The organism is Collinsella sp. Sow4_D11 (assembly GCF_052116465.1).
In the GTDB taxonomy this organism is placed as follows: Bacteria; Actinomycetota; Coriobacteriia; order Coriobacteriales; family Coriobacteriaceae; genus Collinsella.
Genome location: NZ_JBQKLA010000011.1, coordinates 1 through 21,001 on the forward strand (window position 1 = coordinate 1; position 21,001 = coordinate 21,001).

18 protein-coding genes are annotated in these 21,001 nt (G+C 59.1%); 12 read left to right on the plus strand and 6 right to left on the minus strand.

Translation table 11 applies throughout. The annotated features are described in order from the left end of the window. Positions 1–353 precede the first annotated feature (353 nt). Positions 354–941 (minus strand): pyridoxal 5'-phosphate synthase glutaminase subunit PdxT, encoded by a 588-nt coding sequence (gene pdxT, locus ACTQ40_RS05990; protein ID WP_441563594.1) that lies wholly within the window; start codon positions 939–941, stop codon positions 354–356. Positions 942–961: 20 nt separating this feature from the next. Continuing rightward, the gene (pdxS, locus tag ACTQ40_RS05995; RefSeq protein WP_154517081.1) at positions 962–1,852 is read right to left on the minus strand and encodes a pyridoxal 5'-phosphate synthase lyase subunit PdxS; all 891 of its coding nucleotides are present in this window, start codon (positions 1,850–1,852) and stop codon (positions 962–964) included. Between the two features lie 145 nt (positions 1,853–1,997). Here pdxS and pdxR point away from each other — a divergent pair, with 145 nt between their 5' ends. Together pdxR and ACTQ40_RS06005 are read left to right on the plus strand one after the other, a co-directional pair. Further along, positions 1,998–3,428 carry a MocR-like pyridoxine biosynthesis transcription factor PdxR gene (pdxR, locus tag ACTQ40_RS06000; protein WP_441563595.1) on the plus strand — a complete coding sequence of 477 codons (1,431 nt, stop codon included), beginning with the start codon at positions 1,998–2,000 and terminating at the stop codon, positions 3,426–3,428. Positions 3,429–4,031: 603 nt separating this feature from the next. Then, positions 4,032–4,847 carry a hypothetical protein gene (locus ACTQ40_RS06005; protein WP_441563596.1) on the plus strand — a complete coding sequence of 272 codons (816 nt, stop codon included), beginning with the start codon at positions 4,032–4,034 and terminating at the stop codon, positions 4,845–4,847. Positions 4,848–5,097: 250 nt separating this feature from the next. Here the strand turns inward: ACTQ40_RS06005 and ACTQ40_RS06010 are convergent, their stop codons facing one another. Beyond that, entirely contained in the window at positions 5,098–5,658 is a 561-nt protein-coding gene (locus ACTQ40_RS06010) for a ferritin family protein (protein ID WP_154517090.1), read from the minus strand. A gap of 405 nt (positions 5,659–6,063) precedes the next feature. Between ACTQ40_RS06010 and ACTQ40_RS06015 the strand changes: the two genes are divergently transcribed. The 6 genes from ACTQ40_RS06015 to ACTQ40_RS06040 all read left to right on the plus strand — a co-directional run bounded on the left by ACTQ40_RS06015 (position 6,064) and on the right by ACTQ40_RS06040 (position 11,134). Continuing rightward, positions 6,064–6,579, plus strand: coding sequence for an iron-containing alcohol dehydrogenase (locus ACTQ40_RS06015; RefSeq protein WP_441563597.1), 516 nt, complete (start codon positions 6,064–6,066; stop codon positions 6,577–6,579). Between the two features lie 8 nt (positions 6,580–6,587). Beyond that, positions 6,588–7,967 carry an aldehyde dehydrogenase gene (locus ACTQ40_RS06020; protein ID WP_441563598.1) on the plus strand — a complete coding sequence of 460 codons (1,380 nt, stop codon included), beginning with the start codon at positions 6,588–6,590 and terminating at the stop codon, positions 7,965–7,967. A gap of 123 nt (positions 7,968–8,090) precedes the next feature. Beyond that, positions 8,091–8,417 (plus strand): HIRAN domain-containing protein, encoded by a 327-nt coding sequence (locus tag ACTQ40_RS06025; protein ID WP_117655201.1) that lies wholly within the window; start codon positions 8,091–8,093, stop codon positions 8,415–8,417. 18 nt (positions 8,418–8,435) lie between these two features. Further along, complete coding sequence (locus ACTQ40_RS06030; RefSeq protein WP_441563599.1) at positions 8,436–8,573, plus strand: hypothetical protein; 138 nt, start codon at positions 8,436–8,438, stop codon at positions 8,571–8,573. Between the two features lie 107 nt (positions 8,574–8,680). Then, a complete protein-coding gene (locus tag ACTQ40_RS06035; protein WP_441563600.1) occupies positions 8,681–9,226 on the plus strand; it encodes a metallophosphoesterase in 546 nt (181 codons plus the stop codon). A gap of 150 nt (positions 9,227–9,376) precedes the next feature. Next, on the plus strand, positions 9,377–11,134 hold the full coding sequence (locus ACTQ40_RS06040; protein ID WP_441563601.1) for a DUF2130 domain-containing protein: 1,758 nt from the start codon (positions 9,377–9,379) through the stop codon (positions 11,132–11,134). Between the two features lie 79 nt (positions 11,135–11,213). Here ACTQ40_RS06040 and ACTQ40_RS06045 read toward each other — a convergent pair whose 3' ends face one another. The 3 genes from ACTQ40_RS06045 to ACTQ40_RS06055 form a co-directional block, all read right to left on the minus strand. Then, positions 11,214–13,895: a DEAD/DEAH box helicase gene (locus ACTQ40_RS06045; RefSeq protein ID WP_441563602.1), complete on the minus strand. Its 2,682-nt coding sequence runs from the start codon at positions 13,893–13,895 to the stop codon at positions 11,214–11,216. 267 nt (positions 13,896–14,162) lie between these two features. Beyond that, positions 14,163–15,044 (minus strand): tRNA (guanine(46)-N(7))-methyltransferase TrmB, encoded by an 882-nt coding sequence (trmB, locus tag ACTQ40_RS06050; protein ID WP_441563603.1) that lies wholly within the window; start codon positions 15,042–15,044, stop codon positions 14,163–14,165. A 118-nt stretch (positions 15,045–15,162) separates the two neighbouring features. Continuing rightward, positions 15,163–16,083: a class I SAM-dependent methyltransferase gene (locus tag ACTQ40_RS06055; RefSeq protein WP_441563604.1), complete on the minus strand. Its 921-nt coding sequence runs from the start codon at positions 16,081–16,083 to the stop codon at positions 15,163–15,165. A gap of 197 nt (positions 16,084–16,280) precedes the next feature. Between ACTQ40_RS06055 and ACTQ40_RS06060 the strand changes: the two genes are divergently transcribed. The 4 genes from ACTQ40_RS06060 to ACTQ40_RS06075 all read left to right on the plus strand — a co-directional run bounded on the left by ACTQ40_RS06060 (position 16,281) and on the right by ACTQ40_RS06075 (position 20,800). Beyond that, positions 16,281–17,018 (plus strand): helix-turn-helix domain-containing protein, encoded by a 738-nt coding sequence (locus ACTQ40_RS06060; RefSeq protein ID WP_441563624.1) that lies wholly within the window; start codon positions 16,281–16,283, stop codon positions 17,016–17,018. Next, entirely contained in the window at positions 17,018–17,914 is an 897-nt protein-coding gene (locus tag ACTQ40_RS06065; protein ID WP_441563605.1) for a DUF4097 family beta strand repeat-containing protein, read from the plus strand. Before ACTQ40_RS06060 ends, ACTQ40_RS06065 begins: the two co-directional genes overlap by 1 nt. Before the next feature lie 102 nt (positions 17,915–18,016). Continuing rightward, on the plus strand, positions 18,017–19,924 hold the full coding sequence (locus ACTQ40_RS06070; RefSeq protein ID WP_441563606.1) for an elongator complex protein 3: 1,908 nt from the start codon (positions 18,017–18,019) through the stop codon (positions 19,922–19,924). Beyond that, a complete protein-coding gene (locus ACTQ40_RS06075) occupies positions 19,925–20,800 on the plus strand; it encodes a spermidine synthase (RefSeq protein ID WP_441563607.1) in 876 nt (291 codons plus the stop codon). The last annotated feature ends 201 nt before the right edge of the window (positions 20,801–21,001 follow it).

A 21,001-nucleotide genomic window follows, 5' to 3' on the forward strand; every position in this document is an offset into this window, starting at 1 on the left:
GCGCGGCTGCGCCTATGGCACTTCAACATCATTGTCGCAGCCCCGACCCGCGGTCACGAGCGGGGGCTCCTATCTTTTTAGTGCCCTCGGATTGGGTCATAGTGTCTGTCGTTGCCAAAACATCGGCGTTGCCTTGATCCAAACCTGCCAAAAAGGGACAGGTTTATTTTGGTCGGTATTATCTGGGCAAACGTGGCCGTCTATCGCAATGTAGTCGTTGAAAACGTCCCCAACGACTACATAGCATGAGAGTGGATAATCTCCCGGTTTGAGCCTGCATCCAAGCTCAAAGTGGGAGATTATCCACTCTCATTTGCTATGCGTCCGAAAATCCACGTTCGTTTGTTTTCTGCCTACATTTGGAGGAAGAGCTCGTGGAGGCGGGTGTCGTCGTCGAGCTCGGGGTGGAAGGTAACGCCGAGCTGATTGTCTTGACGGGCGGCGACGATGCGTCCATCGACTTTCGCTAAGGCCTTGGCATTGCCGTGCACCTCGACGATGCGGGGTGCGCGGATAAACGTTAACGGCACTTCACCGTCGATACCGCCTACCTGCCCCTTGGTGCGAAAACTGCCGAGCTGCCTGCCATAGGCATTGCGCTCAACGAGTATATCCATGGTTGCCAAGTGCGGCGTTCCCTTGTCATCGTGGGCGGCAAGGTCGCGCGCCAACAGAATCAGACCGGCACAAGTTCCCAGTACAGGCATGCCTTCAACAATGCGGGTACGAAGATCCTCGAGCATATCGAGTTCGGCAAGTAGCTTGCCCTGAACGGTGGACTCGCCGCCGGGAAGTACCAGACGGTCAAAGTTCTGCTGCAAATCGGCCGCCTGCCTCAGCTCAATACAGTGTGCGCCCAGCTCGGATAGTCTTGCTTCGTGCTCGGCAAAAGCGCCTTGGACCGCCAGCACGGCGACCGTTTGGTCTGCATAATCGCTCATGGGCGATCCTTTCTGCCGGACTAGCGCCCGCGCTCCTCCATGATAATCTCGATCTCGTCGGCGTTGATGCCCACCATGGCCTCGCCCAGGTCCTCCGAAAGCTCGGCAATGAGTTTGGCATCGGTGAAGTTTGCCACGGCCTTGACGATGGCGGCGGCGCGCTTGGCCGGGTTGCCGCTCTTAAAGATGCCCGATCCCACAAAGACGCCCTCGGCGCCCAGCTGCATCATCAGCGCGGCGTCGGCGGGGGTCGCTACGCCGCCGGCGGCAAAGTTCACGACGGGAAGCTTGCCCGTGGCATGGACCTCGCGGACCAGCTCGACCGGAACCTGCAGTTGCTTGGCTGCCTCAAAGAGCTCGTCGTCGCGCAGGGCAACAACGTCGCGGATCTGCTTCTGGATCTTGCGCATGTGACGCACGGCCTGGACGACATCGCCCGTACCCGGCTCACCCTTGGTGCGAATCATTGTGGCGCCCTCGGCAACACGGCGCAGCGCCTCGCCCAGATCGCGGGCGCCGCAGACAAACGGCACGTCAAACTGGGTCTTGTCGATGTGATAGACGTCGTCGGCAGGGGAGAGAACCTCGGACTCGTCGATGTAATCGATCTCGATGGCCTGCAGGACCTGCGCCTCGACAATATGGCCGATGCGGCACTTGGCCATAACGGGGATGGAGACGGCCTCTTGGATGCCCTTGATCATCTTGGGGTCGCTCATGCGTGAGACGCCGCCTGCGGCACGGATGTCGGCCGGGATGCGCTCGAGTGCCATGACGGCGCAGGCGCCCGCCTCTTCGGCGATGCGTGCCTGCTCGGGCGTGGTGACGTCCATGATGACGCCGCCCTTGAGCATCTGCGCGAGCTCGCGATTGAGTTTGACGCGATCTGCCTTGCTGGTCTGTTCTGCCATGGTTGCTCCCTTGGTTGGCATGTGCATTGCTTGACGGAACATCCTATCGGGGAGCTGGGTATGGCGAAATACTCAGTTTTAGAGATAATAATAAGGCCAGACTAATACCAGATTGAATGACTCAATAAGGTCAGGTGATAAACTCATGCTTGACTACAATTTGGAAAAACGCGGCGACGCATCGCTCTATGAGTATATTTACCAGCAAATTCGAGATGATATCGTTGCTGGACGCATTGCGGCGGGGGAGCATCTTCCGTCTAAGCGCGCCTTTGCCAATCATCTGGGAATCAGTGTCATTACCATCGAGAATGCATATAGCCAGTTACTTGCCGAGGGCTATATTTGCTCAATGCCGCGTCGTGGCTACTACGCTTGCGAGCTTCCGGATGCACCGGTTTTGGCTTCGGCTGCAGAGGGCATCGACCGGGATGCCGTCTCTGCGGGTTCCGGCGCGCATGATGTCAACGGACAGGTCGAGCGATTCGATACACTTTCTCCTTCTGCTTTGGAGGCGGCGCGGCTTTGGCAAAGCGCGCTGCGGGCGACGCTGGCATCCGAAGACGAGCGCGAAATCTTTTCGACCGCGCCGGCACAAGGCACCACTCGGCTACGACGCGCAATTGCCCACCATCTGCGCGGGACAAGGGGCATGAATGTCGACCCCAACAACGTTGTTATCGGAGCAGGCGCCCAGCTGCTCGATACCATGTTGGTTCAGTTGCTTGGCGCCGACAAGGTGTATGCCGTTGAGGACCCGGGCTATTTGCGCCTGACGCGCATCTATCAGGCTATGGGTTGCAAAGTTCGACATATCCCGTTGGATGATGAGGGCGTAGACTTGAGCGCTCTGCAGAAAACTGGGACCGATGTCCTTCACCTGATGCCGTCCCATCAGTATCCGACCGGCCTTGTGACGAGCATTGCGCGTCGCTATGCGCTGCTGAGCTGGGCCGCCGAGCGACCAGGTCGATATCTCATCGAAGATGACTTTGATTGCGAGTTTCGTCTGGCCGGCAAGCCGATTCCCGCGCTTGCTTCGATCGATGCCGCTCAATCGGTTATCTACACCAACACGTTTTCGAAGAGCCTTTCATCGGCGTTGCGTCTAGCGTACATGGTGTTGCCCGATGAGCTGATGGAGCGGTTTAGGTGCAACCTTGGTTTCTACGCCTCGTCGGTGAGCTCTGTCGACCAGGTCGCTTTGGCTCGTTTGCTGGAATCGGGTGATTACGAGCGACATGTGAACCGCGTGCGCGTTCGTGCTCGTGAGGCGCGTGATGGCCTGGTGGCGCTTGTACGGAATGCGTTTCCAGCAGGAGAGGTTTCGATCGAGCATGCAGACGCAGGTCTTTACTGCACCGTGGTTGCGGAGCGGGGAACGGGCGGAAGCTCTTTTGCGCAGGCCCTCACGCGCTCGAGCATCCCTTTTATCGATATCAGTAACTGTTATTGGTGTGCCGATGGCGCATCTGTCCCTGAAAACTCAACTCAAATTCTTGTCCAGTATGACGACCTGAGTCCGGAGGTGCTTAATACCCTGGAATCGCAGCTAATGGGGCACTCTGTAACCTAAGTGAGTAGACTTTTGGCACTTTGGCGACCAGACAGTTTTGTAACAAGCTATCTACCTGTGGTTTTGAGAAGTGGGATCATCGGTCTGCTCGGGATGTCCCAAAAAGTCTACTCACTTGCCGCGCAAAGCTACCGCATGAGAAAAAAATGGGGTTTTCAACAGGGCTTCGTCCAGTTCTCGGTAAGCTTTTGGCCAGTTGGGGAGGGCTGTTGAAAACCTTGCAGTTCGTTCGGAGCCATTTTTGGTGCGTTCGCCCCAATGAGAGACCGACTGGGTTGAAATTCGTGCTTTCCTGTGCCTATGAAGGATTTACTTTGTGACATATCGGCTTTTAGGTACTGGCGTTTGCCCCCTCAAGTCCGCGCTTTGTGTCCTCCGCTTCCGCGGCCGGATGAAGACCGGCAGCGATATGACCTCGTCCGCAACCCGACGGCTGCGGTCGCGCTCGGTTTTCCGTTGTATACATTGGTTCGGACGAGAAACAAACGGACTTGCCCTGCCAACATTAGGCAGCGGCTGTTTCTTGGTGAACTCCCCAGGGAATCCGTGCTGGAAACGGAGCATGGATTTTTGGTCACGTCTCCTCTACTGACGGCATTTATCATGTCTCGACATCTGACGGATCTCCAACTTCTTCTGGTATTGGCGGAGATGTGCGGCCTGTTTGCGGTATGTGCCCTGCCGGCGCCACTTGAGGTGGAGCTTTCGCATGCAATTGATTCGGGTGCGATTTCGACAACGTTGGGTTGGGTGCGCTGCCCGTCCGGGGGCGGCACCGCCTCAAATTTATGGCGTCGCGACGCTTTGGTTTTGGATGGGGACCTTGACCGTTTTTGTTCAGATGTTTGCGGGATGCGTTACGGCAATCGATTTATGGCGGTATCGCATCTCGTTCCATTGGGTGCCGCTTCGCCTTTTGAGGTCGAGGCGTATTTGTTGCTTGGACTGCCGCGAGCCCTGGGAGGTGAAGGGTTTTGCGGCATAGAGCTCAATGTCAAAGTGGTGCTAAGCACAAGTGCTCGAGCGATTGTAGGAAAGACCCGCGTATATATCGATCTACTTCTTTCCTCGCCGGACGGGAGGCGACAGGTGGCCATTGAATGTCAGGGAAAGGCCTCGCACGGGCGCGCGGGGGATGGCTTGCGTGACGCTGACCGCATGACGGCGCTTCAAGCCATGGGCTACGACGTGCTTCTCCTGACACACGGACAGATATCCGATGAGGATAGATTCCGTGCGATCGTTAAGGCCGTATGCAGGATGCTCGATGTTGAATATCGCTATAAAAGCTCGGATGAGCAAAGGGCTGAGGCATTACTCCGGTCTGAACTATTCGTTGACTGGACAAAATTGGGAGTAATCGACGGAAAGATGTCCATTGGACACAAAACAGCTCGATCGTGGACGGCGCGGATCTAAGTGAGTAGACTTTTGGCGTGATGGCGACCAGGCCGTTTTGCAACAAGTCATTTACCTGCGGCTTTATAGAGCAATATGGATGGTCTGCTCGGCAAGTTCCAAAAAGTCTACTCACTTAGTTTTTGACGAGAAGTCGATGCCGAAGGTGGCCCTATTTCAGGGCGTTAACGAGTTTATGAGACACGAAAAAAGGCCCGAACCATGCGGTCCGGGCCCTTTAAAGTTAGAGATTATCTCTCAGGCGGTTGGCTTAGCCAAAGTAGCGCTTGAGCAGGCCGGCGAAAGCCTTGCCGTGGCGGGCCTCGTCGCGAGCCATCTCGTGCACGGTATCGTGGATGGCATCGAGGCCAGCGGCCTTGGCACGCTTGGCAAGATCGGTCTTGCCGGCGGTGGCGCCGTTCTCGGCCTCAACGCGCATCTCGAGGTTCTTCTTGGTGGAGTCGGTCACGACCTCGCCCAGGAGCTCGGCGAACTTGGCGGCGTGCTCGGCCTCCTCGTGGGCAGCCTTCTCCCAGTATAGGCCGATCTCGGGATAGCCCTCGCGATGGGCGACGCGAGCCATGGCCAGGTACATACCGACCTCAGAGCACTCGCCCTCAAAGTTGGCGCGCAGGTCGGCAACAATGTCCTCGGAGACGCCCTCCATCTTGGCGACGCCCACGACGTGCTCGGCAGCCCACTCGAGCTTGCCCTCCTCCTGCTTCAGGAAACGAGAACCGGGAACGCCGCACTGGGGGCACTTAAAATCCTCGGGCAGCTGGTCGCCGTCGAACTCTTCCACATAACCGCAAACGGGGCAAACAAATTTCATGATTCGATCCTTTCGATGGATGGCGATGGGGCGCTTGTCCGATCCCGTAAGGGCCCTCTCCGGACGTGCGTCTTGACGAGTTCTATTATCCATAAATGCAACAAAATGTGAAGCCTATTAGGAATGATTTTTGATAAAACAATTTTGAGATATGAAGATGTTGATTGATTAACGATTGGCAGGCCGCCTGCGAGCTCCGATGAGTAGAATCGGTCGAGCAAATGTTGACCAATCAACAAATGAGGGAGTTTCCTTTATGCATCTAGCCCACTGCGCCTGGTGCCGAACGTATCAAACGGTTTTTCGCATCGCATCGCCGGTGCTGCCCTATACCGAGCCACGCATTCTGGAGCATGCTGAGAGAGCGCCTGCCAGGCCATTATCGGCTTTGGCGGTGGCTCGGCCATGGACTGTGCCAAGGGCGTGGGAGCACGAATCGCGCAGCCAAACAAGCCCATCAACAAGATGCGCGGCCTGCTGCGCGTCCACCGTCTCCTGCCGCTGCTTATTGCGGTTCCCACTACCGCCGGTACGGGAAGCGAAGTTACGCTCGCGGCGGTTATCACCGATGACGAGACGCACTACAAGTACCCCATTAACGACTTTGTGCTTATCCCGCGCTTTGCGGTGCACGACCCCGAGTTCACGCGCGGTCTGCCCGCCTCCATTACGGGGCAGACGGGCATGGGCGCCCTGACGCATGCCGTCGAGGCCTTTACCGATTGGGTCGATCGAATGAACGCCGCCTTGGACATTCCCAAATATGTGACGGGCATTCGCCGCTCCGACATTCCCGAGATGGCGGCGCATGCCGATGCCGAGGCCAATCCGCTGTACCCCGTTCCACTTTTGATGGACCGTTTGGAGCTGATGCGCATGTACGAGGTCGTCGCGGGTGGTATGTTTGAGGGCGAGAACTAGGAGGGTCCATGAACACCGAGGAAATTGCGCGCATTGTCGGAGACCAGCGCGTCTACTTTAAGACGCGCGCCACGTTTGATGTCGATGCTCGACGTCGTGCGCTCGTGAGTTTACGCGATGCGGTGCGGGCCCACGAGGCCGATATTGCCCATGCGCTCAAGACCGATTTGGGAAAGTCGCATGACGAGGCGTATATGTGCGAGATCGGCACGTCGCTTTCCGAGATTCGTCATCAGATCGCACATGTGGCTCGATGGAGTCGTCCGCGCCTGCGTCCGTGCGACCTTGCCAACGCCGTGAGTGTGTGCAAGACGCAAGCCGTGCCCTATGGCGTCACGCTCATCATGGCCCCGTGGAACTACCCGTTTTTGCTAACGCTCGAGCCGCTCGCCGGCGCCCTTGCCGCGGGCAATACTGTGGTCATCAAGCCGAGCGCCTATGCTCCGGCATCGAGTGCGGTGCTCAAGCAGATCTGCGAAGAAGCATTTGATCCGTGCCTGGTGACAGTTGTCGAGGGCGGGCGCGCCGAGAACGAAGCGCTGCTCGATGAGTGCTGGGACAAGATCTTCTTTACCGGTAGCGTTCCGGTCGGCAAGCTCGTCATGGAGCGCGCAAGTAAAAACCTTACGCCCGTGACGCTTGAGCTGGGTGGAAAGAGTCCCTGCATCGTGGATGCGACGGCAAACTTGAAGGTTGCGGCACGGCGTATCGCCTTTGGTAAATGGCTCAACGTGGGGCAGACCTGTGTGGCGCCCGACTACCTGCTGGTCGATACGCGTGTGCACGACGAGTTGCTGGGCCTCATCAAGGAAGAGGCGCGCCGTATGTTTGGCGAGCATCCGCTCGACAACGAGGATTACGGGCATATCGTCAATGCCAAGCATTTTGCGCGCGTGCATGGGCTGATCGATCCCGATAAGGTCGTGCTTGGAGGTGCTGCGCGCGAGGCTTCGCTCAAGATTGAGCCGACAATTTTGGACGGCGTGGCCCCCGATGACGCCGTGATGCAGGAGGAGATTTTCGGTCCCATCTTGCCGGTGCTGACGTTTGAGAGCCTAGACGAGGCCGAGACGTTTATTACGGATCGTCCGACGCCGCTGGCCCTGTATATCTTTAGCCAGGACCGTGAGGTTCAGCAGCGCTTTGTGCGTTACGTGCCCTTTGGTGGCGGTTGCGTCAACGACACGATCATGCACCTGGCTACGAGCCATATGGGCTTTGGCGGCATGGGAGCGAGCGGTATGGGGCAGTACCATGGACGCGAGAGCTTCGATACGTTTAGCCACAAGAAGAGCATCGTGAACAAGGCAACGTGGCTGGACGTGCCATTTCGCTATGCCCCTTACGCAAACTGGAAGCACAAATTCGTGCGCATGTTTGTGCATTAGAATCAGATGACATAGGGACAAACGGTCGAAAAGACGCAGACAGGATGAATTTGTGTCCGCACGGACCCGTAGACTTCTCGGCAAGGTTAAACGCCGGTTTATCCGGCCGTTAGGGGAGTTGCTATGTACGAGCCTTCACGTGTTCTTCTGTCGTTTCACATTGCAGGATTTCAGTATGCCGACGGCGCTTTGGTCCTGGGCGATCTTAAAGCGGGCGATAAGCTGACGCTGTGCGCCGAGCGTGATAATCCCCATGATCCCGAGGCGGTTGCGATCTACTACGGCAACACCAAGCTTGGCTATGTTCCGGGAAACGAGGTCGGTCCGCTGTCCTTGATGATGTATTACGGCCATGAGGACGTATTTGAGGCCCGCGTGCAGCAGGTTGCCCCCGAGCGTAGCCCGTGGCACCAGGTGCGCGTTGGCCTCTATGTGGTGGATGCCCGCTAATCGGTAAGGGAGGCTGCCATGTTTGATGACGATGACCTGTTCGATTTGACGGACGATTCGTTTGAGAGGGATATGCTACTCGACGACGATGAGCTGGAGCAGGATTGCAAAAAGCAAAAGGATAAGAACGCCCAGGGTAAAGGTACGAATAAATAGACAAGCGCCGTCGCGGACTGTTTGGCGGGCTCTTTGGGTAACTGCTGCATCGCTGCGTCTGTATACTTAGCACGAGTTGGACGCGTTGCGAAATGAGGACTGAGACGATGATGTGGTTTACCGCCGACCTGCACCTGGGCGACACGAATATCTTGCACGACATGGACCGACCGTTTGGCTCGGTTGAGGAGATGAACCGCAAGGTCATCGATGCCATCAATGAGTGCGTGGCTGCGGATGACCGCCTCTATATTCTGGGTGACTTTACCTATCGTCTGCCCCTAGCGGATGCCGTGCGCCTGCGCGAGCGCATCGAATGCCAGAACGTGACGCTCATCCGTGGTAACCATGACGGCGACTGGGAAGATCCCGACGTGCCGCAGATTTGGGAAGACGTGCGTGATTACCTGGAGATTGCCCCCGGCTATGCCAAGGGTCATCGTCTGGTTATGAGCCACTACCCCATGCTCAGCTGGAATGGCAAGGCACGTGGCGCCATCATGCTGCACGGGCATATCCACAGCAGGGGAGACCGCACCAATACGCGCAACCGCGATCGCGAACGTCCTATCTTTCGCTACGATGTCGGCCTCGATGCCAACGAGTACAAGCCCGTAAGCCGTGACCAAATCCTAGGCTTCTTTGGATTGTAATTCTCGAACCGTCACACAAAACGCCACAAAGGGGACGGGCACCTTTGTGGCGGTTCTGGCGCCGTTGCCATTATGGCGGCGGCGCCTTTTTTGTCCGCGCAGCGCGGTAGAGTGTAGGCGGTTGAAATTTGCGTCCAGCGAGGAGCTGCTATGAACGAGATCAAGTGCCCGCATTGTGGCGAAGTTTTTAAGGTCGACGCGTCCGGCTATGCGGATATCGTCAAGCAAGTGCGCGATGCCGAGTTTTCGCGCGACCTGGATGAGCGTGTGAAGGCGGTCCAGCGCGAGGGCGAGCAAGCGCTGGAGCTTGAGCGCTCGCGTTCGATGGCTGCCTTGCAAAAGGCAGAGTCCCAGCGCAACGCTCAGCTTACCGAGCAGAAGAACGCTGCAGCTCAACAGCTGGCACAAGAGGTTGCCAAGCGCGATGCTGAGCTCGCCGAGCTGCGTGCCAAGCTCGAGGGCGCTGCCGCAGAGCGCGAGAGTGCAAGCCAGCGCGCGGCGGTAGAGGCACGATCCAACGCTCAAAAGGAGAATGCTGAACTCCAGCGCGAGATCGACAATTTGCGTGCGCAGCTGGAGCGCAAAGATGACGAAGCCAAGCTCGTCGAGTCGGCGGCGCGCAATGCCGCTCAAAACGATTTAGCTGCACGTGATGCTCAGATTGCCGAGCTGCAGGCCAGGCTTGCCGCGGCGGACAAGGCCCAGGAGATGGCGCTTGCCGCTGCCGCGGCAGAGTCGCAGCGTGAGCTCGATGCCGCTCGCAGCGAGGCCGAGCGCGCGCTTGCTGACTATCGCGCGAAGGTACAAGAGAAGTTTTCCGCCGCAAAGGCTCAGTCTGAGCGCGAGGCCGAGGGCCTTCGTGCACAGCTTCGTGAGCAAGAACTTTCTGCAAAAATGGAGCTGTCGAAGGCGGTCGCCGCGGCGGAGCGAGAGCGCGATGAGGCGCGTGCCAAACTGACGAGCGAGCTGGCGGTGCGCGATTCTCGCGAGGAACAGGCCAAGGCGGCACACGAGCTCGAGCTTGCGCAGGCCAAGCGCGCGAGCGATGACCTGATTCGCTACAAGGATGAAGAGATCGAGCGCCTTAAGGACATGAAGGTCCGTCTGTCCACCAAGATGGTGGGCGAGTCGCTCGAGCAGCACTGCGAGACCGAGTTTAACCGTCTGCGCATGACGGCATTTCCCAACGCGTACTTCGAGAAGGATAACGATGCGTCCGAGGGTACCAAGGGCGACTTTATCTTCCGCGAGTGCGACGCGAGCGGCAACGAGGTCATTTCGATAATGTTCGAGATGAAAAACGAGAACGACGAGACCGCGACCAAGCATAAAAACGAGGACTTCTTTAAGAAACTCGATCACGATCGTCGCCAGAAAGGCTGTGAGTACGCGGTGCTCTGCACGCTGCTCGAGCCCGAGAGCGAGCTCTATAACGTAGGGATAGTCGACGTGAGCTATCGCTACGAGAAGATGTACGTGATTCGCCCGCAGTTTTTCATTCCCATGATCACGCTCCTTCGCAACGCCGCCATGGGCTCACTGCGCTATAAGCAGGAGCTAGCGGAGTACAAACAGCAGAATATCGACGTCACGAACTTCGAAGCCAAGATGGAGAAGTTCAAGAATGATTTCGGTCGCAACTACGAGATCGCGAGCCGCAAGTTCCAAACGGCAATCGATGAGATCGACAAGACGATTAGCCATCTGCAGAAAACCAAGGAGGCATTGCTGTCCTCCGAGAACAATCTGCGCCTAGCCAACAAGAAGGCCGACGATCTTACCATTCGCAAGCTCACGTGGGGCAACAAGACCATGAAGGCGGCGTTTGACGAGGCGCGCGGGGCTGCGCCAGAGACAAACGATGAGCCAGCCGAGGCGGATTCGTATGAGGTCGAGGATACCGAGTAAGGCATAGCGTATAGTGCAAAAACGGGGCCGCTGGCGATATTGCCAATGGCCCCGCTTCGTTTCGTTCCAATATGTTCGACTAGTTCTCGAGCAGGTCTTCGATAAAGCCGACGCGGTAGTTTTTGAAGATGACTTCACCGCCGTCTTGCGTGGCGTCCAGATCGACATCGCCCATGATGCCAAAGTCGTGGTCGCCGTCCTCGTCGGCAAAGATCTGGTGCACGTGCCATACGTGCGCGGTCTTCTCGTCGGACTCATCGATGGAAAACATCGCGGCGCTGCGGGCATCTCCGTCGGTGAGGATTTCCTCGTGCAGCTCATGGTAGGCATCGAGGGCCTTTTGCCAGCGGATCTCGCTCATGCCCCAGTCGTTGTCGAGCTCGCCCAGGTCGCGAACGTGCTCACGGGCGGCAAGGGTCACGCGGCGGAAGAGCGCATTGCGCACCAGCAGCGTGCAGCCGCGGCGGTCCGCCACGACCTCGTCGATGCCCTGTGGCGGCGCGGCATTGAGGGCTGCCGGGTTGCCGGCGTTCTCCCACTCGTCCACCAGGCTCGAGTCCACCGAGCGCACCACAAAGCCCAGCCACGAGATAATGTCGCGCAGGCGCTCGTCGCGCTTCTCGATGGGTACGGTGCGGTCGAGCGAACGGTAGGCCTCTGCCAGGTAGCGAAGCAAAATGCCCTCGGAGCGGGCGATGCCGAGCTTTTGAATGTAACCCTTAAAATCGCTCGCGCTTTCCAGCATATCGCGCAGGACACTCTTGGGAGAGAGCTGGTAGTCGTTTGCCCAGGGCACTTCCTGGCAGTACTTGTCAAAAGCGGCGTCGAGCAAATCCTCGAGCGGCTTTTCGTACGTGACGTCTTGAATTCGCTCCAAGCGTTCCTCATACTCGATGCCGTCGGCCTTCATTTCGGCCATAGCGCGATCGCGTGCGGCGCGCTCCTGTGCACGCAATACCTGCTTGGGGTCCTCGAGCGTGGCCTCGACCATCGAGATGAGGTCCATGGTATAGGTCTCACTTTCGGGGTCGAGCAGCTCCAGCGCGGCAAGCAAAAACGGCGAGAGCGGCTGGTCGAGCGCAAAGTCCTCGGGCAGGTCGACCGTCAGCGCGTAGTCGATGTCCGGCGCGGCGTCAGCCGGAGCGTCGGGTGCGGGCGGCACCTCGGTGCGCACGACGACGCCGGAGTCGATGAGCGTGGCGAAGATCTCGTCGGCGCGAACCTCAAGCTTGGCCTTCTCTTCGGGGGTCTGCAGGCTTGTCTCGATGAGGTCATGTACGCGGGCTCGGGCATTGCCGCCCTGCTCGACCACACTAATCACCATAGAGTGCGTGATGCGCAGGCGTGGCTTGAGCGTTTCGGGTTGCGTCTCGATCAGGCGCTCAAAAGTTTGCTTGTTCCAGGAGACAAAGCCCTCGGGGGCCTTTTTCTTTTTAATCTTACGGAGTTTTTTGGGGTCGTCGCCCGCCTTGGCCATAAGCTTGGCATTCTCGATCTCGTGCTCAGGTGCCTCGGCGATTACCATGCCCTCGGTATCGAAGCCCGAGCGACCGGCGCGACCGGCAATTTGATGGAACTCGCGGGCGCGCAGGCGACGCATTTTGTAACCATCGAACTTGGTGAGCGCAGTGAGGACCACGGTGTGGATGGGTACGTTGATGCCGACGCCGAGCGTATCGGTACCGCAAATGACGGGCAGTAGGCCCTGCTGCGCCAGGCGCTCGACCAGCAGGCGATAGCGCGGCAACATGCCAGCATGGTGCACGCCGACGCCGCATCCAAGCAGGCGCTTGAGAATCTTGCCAAAGGCCGTGGAGAAGCTCGTTCCCTTTGCCGCTTCTTTGATGGCTTCGCGCTGCTCCTTGCTGGCGATGCCAAAATTGGCGAGCGACTGTGCCGTCGCAAGGGCGGCATCCTGGCTAAAGTGCACGATATAGAGCGGGGCCTCGCCGCGGCGCATCGCGAGCTCGACCGTGCCCTCGAGGGAGGTCGTCACATAGTCGTAGCTCAGCGGAACAGGACGCGGGGCATCGACAACCAAGTCGCAAGCAGCGCCGGTGTGTTCCTCGAGCGAGGCGGCGATGGCGGAGACATCGCCGAGCGTGGCGCTCATGAGCATAAACTGCGTGTGGGGCAGGGTGAGCAGCGGTACCTGCCAGGCCCAACCGCGGTCGGGGTCGGCAAAGTAGTGGAACTCGTCCATGGCCACGCAGCCCACGTCGGCGCCCTCGCCCTCGCGCAGCGCATCGTTGGCAAGGATTTCGGCCGTGCAGCAGATGACGGGCGCCTTGGTATTGATATGCGTATCGCCGGTGATCATGCCGACGTTATCGCGGCCGAGTACCTGTACCAGGTCGAAGAACTTTTCGCTGACCAGGGCTTTGATGGGGGCCGTGTAATAGCAGCGCTTGCCCTGAGCCATGCCCATAAAGAGCATGCCCAGCGCGACGAGCGATTTACCCGATCCGGTCGGTGTGCCTAAAATGACGTGATCGCCGGCGGCCAGGTCCATGAGGGCCTCTTCTTGGTGATCCCACAGCTCAATGCCACGGTCGCTCGTCCATTCAAAGAAGCGTTCGTAGGCCTGATCGGGCGTGAGCCATGGTTCGGGCTCGCTGCCGTCCTCGGGCTCCCACCAGGTGGGAGAGAGCGCGCCGAGCGAGCCAAACTCGGCTTCGGTTCCCGTGCCGCCCGAGAACGAGCTGGCGGCGCCGGCACCGGAGACGGTGCTGGCGGCGGTATCTGTCGTGGTCTGTGCCATGTGTTTGCTTTCTCTCGCGATTGTCCGCCAACTATTATGGCGTAGCGTCGCATCGATGCGTTCGCAGGCAAGAAAATGCAGGAAATGGGCGTTCTGCCCAGCTGTTTGGTGCAGTTGCCAGCTAAGTGAGTAGACTTTTTGCAATATCGCGAGCACATGGCTTTTGCGCAAAGGTTCTACCTGCGGTTTTAGTATTGGTTATGCGGGTTGTGCTTGGCTATTGCAAAAAAGTCTACTCACTTAGATTTGAGGGTCGTTTGCTGGCGCCTATTTGCGCTTGTTTGCCGAAGCCGCGACCATCAGAGGCCCCTGGGACTCCTGCGGTAAGCGCTTCTTGCCCTTGCGGGCGCGGTTTTTAAAGTTCTCGACGGCCTCTTCCATGCCGAAGGGCACGTAGGTGAGCTCATCGAGATTGTCGGGCAGGTAGCACGCAAGGCTTTGCTCCTGCGCGCGGCCCGCCGTGAGCTGTTCATTGCTGGGCAGCGCGTCGGGAGTGGCGCAAATGCCATAGACGGCGGCACCCATCTCGCGCGTGCGGCGCTCGTATTCGGTCTCGGGATGCTCGGGATGGTCGCGGCGAACGTCGTCACTTACCCATAGTGTGTCGTAGCCGGCCGCGGCAAACTGCCCCAGGGCGTAGTCGCGCAATGGCTTGCTGTCGGTGCGCAGCGTGACGGTGGCGCCGGCTGAAAAAAGCGGGCGGTAGAGCATCAGATGGTCGACATGGACGAGTCGTTTTTTGGCGTACTTGGCCTTAGGCTGCGGCGTGGGAAAGTTGATGGTGATGGCATCGAGCTCGCCTGTGGCAAACAGCTGCGGCAACGATGCGGCGCCTCGGGGCAGGACGAGTGCGTTGGTCAGTTCCTGCTCGCAGATTTTCTGTGCGGCATAGGCGATGCAGATGGGCTCCTGGTCCATGCCGATAAAGAGCGTGTTTGGCTCGTGGGCCGCGCGCTCTACAAGGTACGTTCCCTTGCCGCAGCCAAGATCCAGGTGAAGGTGTTCGAAAGACTTGCTGCCTGCGGGCGCACAGGCCTCGCGCCAATCTCCGGCATAGATTTCAGGGTTCGTCTCAATCGCATCGGCGTAGCGCTCCAGGCGCTCTTCGAGCACAAAGTTCTTAGGCGTGCGAACGTGGACGGCTCCCATGAGGCTCCTTGGTCATAAGTATGGAACGCATAGCTGCGCGTTCCGTCAATGGGTTGAAAAAGGGTAGGCATAGCTTGCCCGAAAGATGCGGTGCGGCTCGTCGGCGGCTCGTCGGTGCCTACAGGCGCTTGAGAATCACGTAGCGGTTGAGCTCGCCACTGCGACCGTCGGCATGGAAGCGCTCAAGCTCGCGTACGGGGACCTCGCCGCTCTTGTAGAACGTGCGCACGCCGCGCACCAAGTCGGTGATCTGCTGATCGTCAAAGTGGTGGCAATAGCGGTAGGCATGGCGGTCGTTTTGCCAGCCAATGAGGTGGTCGCCGGCTTCAAACTGCGCTGAATCGTAACCCTCAAACGGCGGGGTGAGCTCGGCGCGGGCTTCGGCTCGAACGGCCTTGCGCGCCATGCGCTCGTCGTTCATAAACTCCCAAAAGCTAATGGCGATGATGCCGCCCGGGCGCGTCTGCCGCACCAGGGCGTCGAGCACGCGTACGCGGTACTCGCACGACGGCACGTGGTGCATAAAGCCAAAACAGACCGAGATATCGGCGAGCGGGGCGTCGAAAAGCGCGTCGGGCGCCTCGGCGGGGTTGAGCTTCATGAGGGCGTCGAGCACGTCGAGTTCCTGGAAGTGCAGGTTGGGAATGCGCAGGGCGTGACCGCGTGCATCGATGGCCAGGTCTTGGCACGAGTCGACGCCATAGAACTCAAACGGGCAGCTGGCATCTGCCGAGGAGTTTGCGCCGTCGACGCCCTTGGCGGCAAGTGCGCCGCCGGCGGCAAAGTTCTCGAATCGCATATTGCCGCAGGCGAGATCGAAGACGCGGACGGGATGCTCGATTGTGGCGACGTCGAGTTGCTCGAGCGCGATATCCATGGTGCGTACCCAGCCGGGCCACGGGGCCTGACGCGTATCGGAAAAGGAGGCGGAGTGCTCGCGATAGAACGTGTTGTTGAGCTGGATGAGCGATGAGGCGAAATCGCGGTTCACGGCGCGGAACTCCCTCCGTTGGCGGTGCGGAATTAACAGTACGACCATACTACCGTTAACGCCGCAACGGGGACAACCAAGCTAGGTGCCATTGCTTTGTTTGGACACATTTCCGCAGCTCATATGCACCCGCAACCGCCGGTTGTCAAAAATCTCACTAGAATAGGTGGCATGCTTTTGGCGGTGGCGGATAGATTTTTAACTATGCAAGGCGCCTTAAGAACAAAAACGGTCCGGCGGCACGGCTGGCATCACATAGGAGGAACCATGAATGTAGAAACTGCGCAGCGGCTCGCCGACCTTCGCCGCAGCAAAGGCTTAGTCAAGAAGGGCTGGCACGAAAGCTGGGACTGTCGCGCCAAGCGGTCAGTAAATGGGAGCGCGCGGAGAGCTCGCCCGATACCGAGAACCTGATCTCGCTCGCCAAACTCTATGGCGTGAGCCTGGACGAGCTCCTCAATCCGAGCGACGAGATCGAGGACGATATCGAGTTTGAGAACGAGGACCGCGCCCGTCAGCGCGAGGCCGAGGCCGCGGAGCGCGCCCGCACCCATGAGGCGGCGGCACGTGCCACCGAGGCGGCAACACAGGCGAGTGATGCTGCGGCCAAGGCGGCGCAAGCGGCAAGCTGGAGTGCGCAGGCCGCCAATGCCGCTACGGCGCAGGCGACGAGTGGCGGCGCAGTTGGCTCGACTCCGGTGAAGGGCCCGTTCCAGTCGTTCCCGTATTGGGCCGTGTGCTGGCTGCTGTTCTTTTTGCTGATGTTCCCGTTTGGTACCGGCCCCTTTGCTGCGCTCATCTTCTTTACGATCCCTATCTATCACTGGGTGGCGCGTGCGCTCGATGGCGATTGGGCACGCGGGGATATTCAGGTTGGTCCGGCACCGGTGACAGCTAGGGCTCAGAATGTTTCCGCTGCGGTTGATGCTGACGTGGCTACCGCGACCACCGCTGAGCCGATTGCCAAAGAGGGTGATGAATGATGAAGCTTTCGCATGAATCCAAGGTACGCTTGGGCGTTGGCATCGGAGCGTTTGTGCTCATCATTGGGCTTGTCTTTGGCATTTCGCGGCTATTGGCTCATTCCGATATGGTGCGTACGGCCGGTATTCTATCTGGCCATTTGTCTGATTTTGACGATATGTTTGACGAGGACGATTCCTTGAATAGCGGTAACTATTCCGCTCGGCCTCAGCAACTTTCGAGTGTGACTTTTGATGCCGATGAGTTCCGCTACCTCGATTTCGATATCAATGCGGCTTCGGTGGACGTCAAGGTTGTTGATGGCAACAAGGCTCGCGTTATCGAGCGGGGGCGCGTTGCCAAGGGTATGGATGCCTCCAAGGCCGCGACGCAAAACATCGCATCCGTCGAGGACTCGACGCTCAAGGTTTCCCAGTTTGGAAGTGATGACGGTAAGGCAATCGATCGCTCAGTTACGGTTGAGCTGCCACGCCGTGTTGCCGAACATTTGAAGGGAGTCAACGTGCACGTGGGCTCGGGTGATCTGCAGATTGCCGGTGTCATCTGTGATGGTTTCGACCTTTTCCTGGGTTCGGGAGATGTAGAGTTTACGGGCAGCGTGACTGATGCGCTCAGCGCTGAGGTCGGTTTGGGCGATGTGACGTTCGAGCTCTACCAGGCCCCCGCGAAGTCGATGGACGTGAGTGTGGGCACGGGCGATGTGGAGATGACGGTTCCGAACTCTACGGGCTTTAAGGCGAGCCTCACCTTGGGCTGTGGCGACTTCGAGAGCGATTTCCTTCCGGATAGCTATGACGGTGAGATGGTTTCGAATCTTGAGTTCGATAACGGTGACAAGTCCGCCACATATCGCTTTGAGGTCGGTTTGGGCGACATGTCGTTTGATTCGGAGTGATGGCTGCGGGCTGGTCCGCAAGCATAGATGCTTAGACGCGCTGTTTGATGGAGGCGCCGGGGCCGTGACGGGCTCCGGCGCCTTTGCCTTTACAATGGGGGCATGGAACAGATTATCTTGAACATACTTAAAGCCCTGCGTTGCGGCGAGACCGTAGACGACAAGGCGCTCGTCAAACTGATACATGCCGAGGCGCGCCGTGAGGGTGCCGACAAGCGCGATCTGGCCAAGCGCCGTCTGCTGCCGTTCTACCAGCGGGTTAAACGTGAGGATCCGGCTCGTTGGACTGCGTGGAATGTCGATTCCGATCTGGAACGTCAACTGCTGCAGGTGCTACGCATGAAGCCGCGCCGCACGGCTTCGGGCGTAGCGACCATTACCGTCATCACCAAGCCGTGGCCGTGCTCGGGCGATTGCCTGTTTTGCCCCAACGACCTGCGTATGCCCAAAAGCTATTTGCATGCCGAGCCCGCGTGCGCCCGTGCGGAGCAAAATTGCTTCGATCCGTATCTGCAGGTGAGCGCTCGTCTGACCGCGCTTTCGCAGATGGGGCATGCGACCGATAAGATTGAGCTCATTGTGCTCGGTGGCACCTGGAGCGACTATCCGGAAGGGTATCAGACATGGTTTATGTTGGAGCTTTTCCGTGCGCTCAATGACGATGCCGTCGCCGGCGTGGCGGCCAACCCCATGTTGGCGCGTCCGGGCATCAGCCGTGCCGAGGCGGGGCGTCTGCTCGACGATGCACCCGCCGATGCCCTGCCGCCGGTGGTAGCGGAGCGCCGCGAGCGCTATCGGGCTGCCGGCATTGCGACAGACGAGGCCGAGCTCGCTGCCGGCGTTGCCGACGAGCAGGAGCGTGTGGATGCTGCCGTGGGCGGCTATAACCGTGCGGTGCGTCGTCTGTACGGCCCCGGTACGCCGTGGGGCGAGGTCACCGAGTGGCAGACGGCAACGATGGAGGAGCTCGAGCGTCAGCAGCGCATCAACGAGACGGCGAAGCATCGCGTGGTGGGACTCGTTATCGAGACGCGCCCCGATGCCGTAACGCCGCAGGCGCTTACGCTCATCCGCCGCTTGGGCTGCACCAAGATCCAGATGGGCATCCAGAGCCTCGACCAGTACCTGCTCGATATCAACGAGCGTCGCATTTCGGTGGGGCAAATCGAGCGGGCGTTTTCGCTTGCGCGCCTGTTTGGCTTTAAGATCCACGCGCATTTTATGCTCAACTTGCTGGGTGCCACACCCGAGGGGGACAAGCGCGACTACGAGCGCTTTATGACCGAGGGGGCCTTTATGCCCGACGAGGTCAAGGTCTACCCGTGCGCGCTCATCGAGGGCTCGCGTCTGGTGGGCTGTTACGAGCGCGGCGAGTGGCGCCCCTATACCGAGGAGGAGCTACTCGACGTGCTAGCCGATGACATCGTGGTGACGCCGCCGTTCTGCCGTATCAGCCGCATGATCCGCGATTTTAGCTCCGATGACATTATGGTGGGCAACAAGAAGCCCAACCTGCGTCAGCTCGTCGAGAACCGCCTGGCTGCTCGGGGTGACGGTGCGACGGTGCGTGAGATTCGCTATCGCGAGATCAGCACGGCGGGTGCCGACTTGGATGAGCTGACCCTTGACGAGGATGTGGCGTACGAGACGCCGGTGACGCACGAGCGTTTTTTGCAGTGGGTGACGCCGCAGGGCAAGATTGCGGGCTTTTTGCGCCTGTCGCTGCCCGACCATTCGTTTGTTGCCGCGCATGCGGACGAGTTGCCGACGACGCCGGACGAGGCGATGATTCGCGAGGTGCACGTGTACGGCATGGCGGCGCGCGTGGGCGACCAGGGCCAGGCGGCGCAGCATCACGGGTTAGGGCGTTTGCTCGTAGAGCGTGCGTGCGAGATTGCCCGGGATGCGGGGTATGCACGCATCAACGTGATCAGCTCGATTGGCACACGCGAGTACTATCGCCATCTTGGATTTTATGACCATGGCCTTTATCTGCAAAAGGAGCTCTAGATGAACAAACCGAGTGTTTCTGCCGGCGTTGTTGCCGGCGTTGCTCTGGGAGCCGCGGCGCTTGGTGCGGCTGCCGTCGCTGTTCGTGCTGCCTGCCTGCAGGTTGCGCGAACCCGCAATGGGTTGGCGCGTGTGAAACGCGTGCACGATGAGGACGGCGATGAAGTCCGCGTATTGGTGCAGGGCGGTGTCTACCAAAGCGCGAGTTACGTCGGCGAGCGCTGGGCGGAGCCCGTCTTTGCGTATTATCGCGCGTTTGACGACGTGTTTGAGGCCGAGGATGCGATGCGTGACGTTTATGGTCACGGTATCAGCCGTATGCTTATGCTAGGTGGCGGCGGGTTTGCCTATCCCAAATTTGCGCTGATGTCGCACGAGGGCCTGCGCATGGACGTTATCGAGTATGACGGAGAGATTACGCGCCTGGCGCGCCGCTGGTTCTACCTAGACGAGCTAGAGCGCGCGGCGGGCGATCGCCTGCGGGTGATAACCGCTGAGGCTCGCTCGTATCTGGGTGTGACGAGCGTGGGCCATCGTCGCTACGACGTGGTCGTGAGCGATTGCTTTGGCGGTGCCGAGCCCGTACGCGAGCTGGCGACGGTTGAGGCGTTGCGTTTAGTGCGGGGCAGCCTGAACCCCGGGGGTATCTACGTTGCCAATATCGTGAGCGCAAACGAGGGGAGCGATGTAACGTTCCTGCGCGACTGCGCTGCCACGGCGCTCGAGATATTCGCCCACGCCTGGGTGGTCCCCTGTGGCGATACAGAGTTCGGCGGCGAGGAAAACTACCTGCTCATCGCCAGCGACGGGAACCATGCCTTTGCCGAAGCCGTGCCCTTTGACGCCGACTTCCTCGGCGCCGTCCTTCACGACTAGCGCGTCTTTCTGCGACCAGTCTTTCTGGGACGGGGCTTTTTAGCTGCTTTCGGATGCCGGCTCGCTCCACATCGGGAGCAGTCAATTTGGGACGGGGCTATTTTAGCTATCCCTGCCACTAATCGGCCAAACCTTTCGCTTTACCTGCAAGGGCAGCTAAAATAGCCCCGTCCCAAATTGACTGCTCATATAGTCAGCCCC

Coding starts and splice junctions, on each gene's coding strand:
- ACTQ40_RS06010 (WP_154517090.1), bottom strand. CDS start 5,658: ATGAAATTTGTTTGCCCCGTTTGCGGTTATGTGGAAGAGTTCGACGGC.
- ACTQ40_RS06035 (WP_441563600.1), top strand. CDS start 8,681: ATGATGTGGTTTACCGCCGACCTGCACCTGGGCGACACGAATATCTTG.
- ACTQ40_RS06040 (WP_441563601.1), top strand. CDS start 9,377: ATGAACGAGATCAAGTGCCCGCATTGTGGCGAAGTTTTTAAGGTCGAC.
- ACTQ40_RS06070 (WP_441563606.1), top strand. CDS start 18,017: ATGGAACAGATTATCTTGAACATACTTAAAGCCCTGCGTTGCGGCGAG.
- ACTQ40_RS06055 (WP_441563604.1), bottom strand. CDS start 16,083: ATGGTCGTACTGTTAATTCCGCACCGCCAACGGAGGGAGTTCCGCGCC.
- trmB (WP_441563603.1), bottom strand. CDS start 15,044: ATGGGAGCCGTCCACGTTCGCACGCCTAAGAACTTTGTGCTCGAAGAG.
- ACTQ40_RS06045 (WP_441563602.1), bottom strand. CDS start 13,895: ATGGCACAGACCACGACAGATACCGCCGCCAGCACCGTCTCCGGTGCC.
- ACTQ40_RS06025 (WP_117655201.1), top strand. CDS start 8,091: ATGTACGAGCCTTCACGTGTTCTTCTGTCGTTTCACATTGCAGGATTT.
- ACTQ40_RS06005 (WP_441563596.1), top strand. CDS start 4,032: ATGTCTCGACATCTGACGGATCTCCAACTTCTTCTGGTATTGGCGGAG.
- pdxT (WP_441563594.1), bottom strand. CDS start 941: ATGAGCGATTATGCAGACCAAACGGTCGCCGTGCTGGCGGTCCAAGGC.
- ACTQ40_RS06065 (WP_441563605.1), top strand. CDS start 17,018: ATGAAGCTTTCGCATGAATCCAAGGTACGCTTGGGCGTTGGCATCGGA.
- ACTQ40_RS06015 (WP_441563597.1), top strand. CDS start 6,064: ATGGACTGTGCCAAGGGCGTGGGAGCACGAATCGCGCAGCCAAACAAG.
- ACTQ40_RS06030 (WP_441563599.1), top strand. CDS start 8,436: ATGTTTGATGACGATGACCTGTTCGATTTGACGGACGATTCGTTTGAG.
- ACTQ40_RS06020 (WP_441563598.1), top strand. CDS start 6,588: ATGAACACCGAGGAAATTGCGCGCATTGTCGGAGACCAGCGCGTCTAC.
- pdxR (WP_441563595.1), top strand. CDS start 1,998: ATGCTTGACTACAATTTGGAAAAACGCGGCGACGCATCGCTCTATGAG.
- pdxS (WP_154517081.1), bottom strand. CDS start 1,852: ATGGCAGAACAGACCAGCAAGGCAGATCGCGTCAAACTCAATCGCGAG.
- ACTQ40_RS06075 (WP_441563607.1), top strand. CDS start 19,925: ATGAACAAACCGAGTGTTTCTGCCGGCGTTGTTGCCGGCGTTGCTCTG.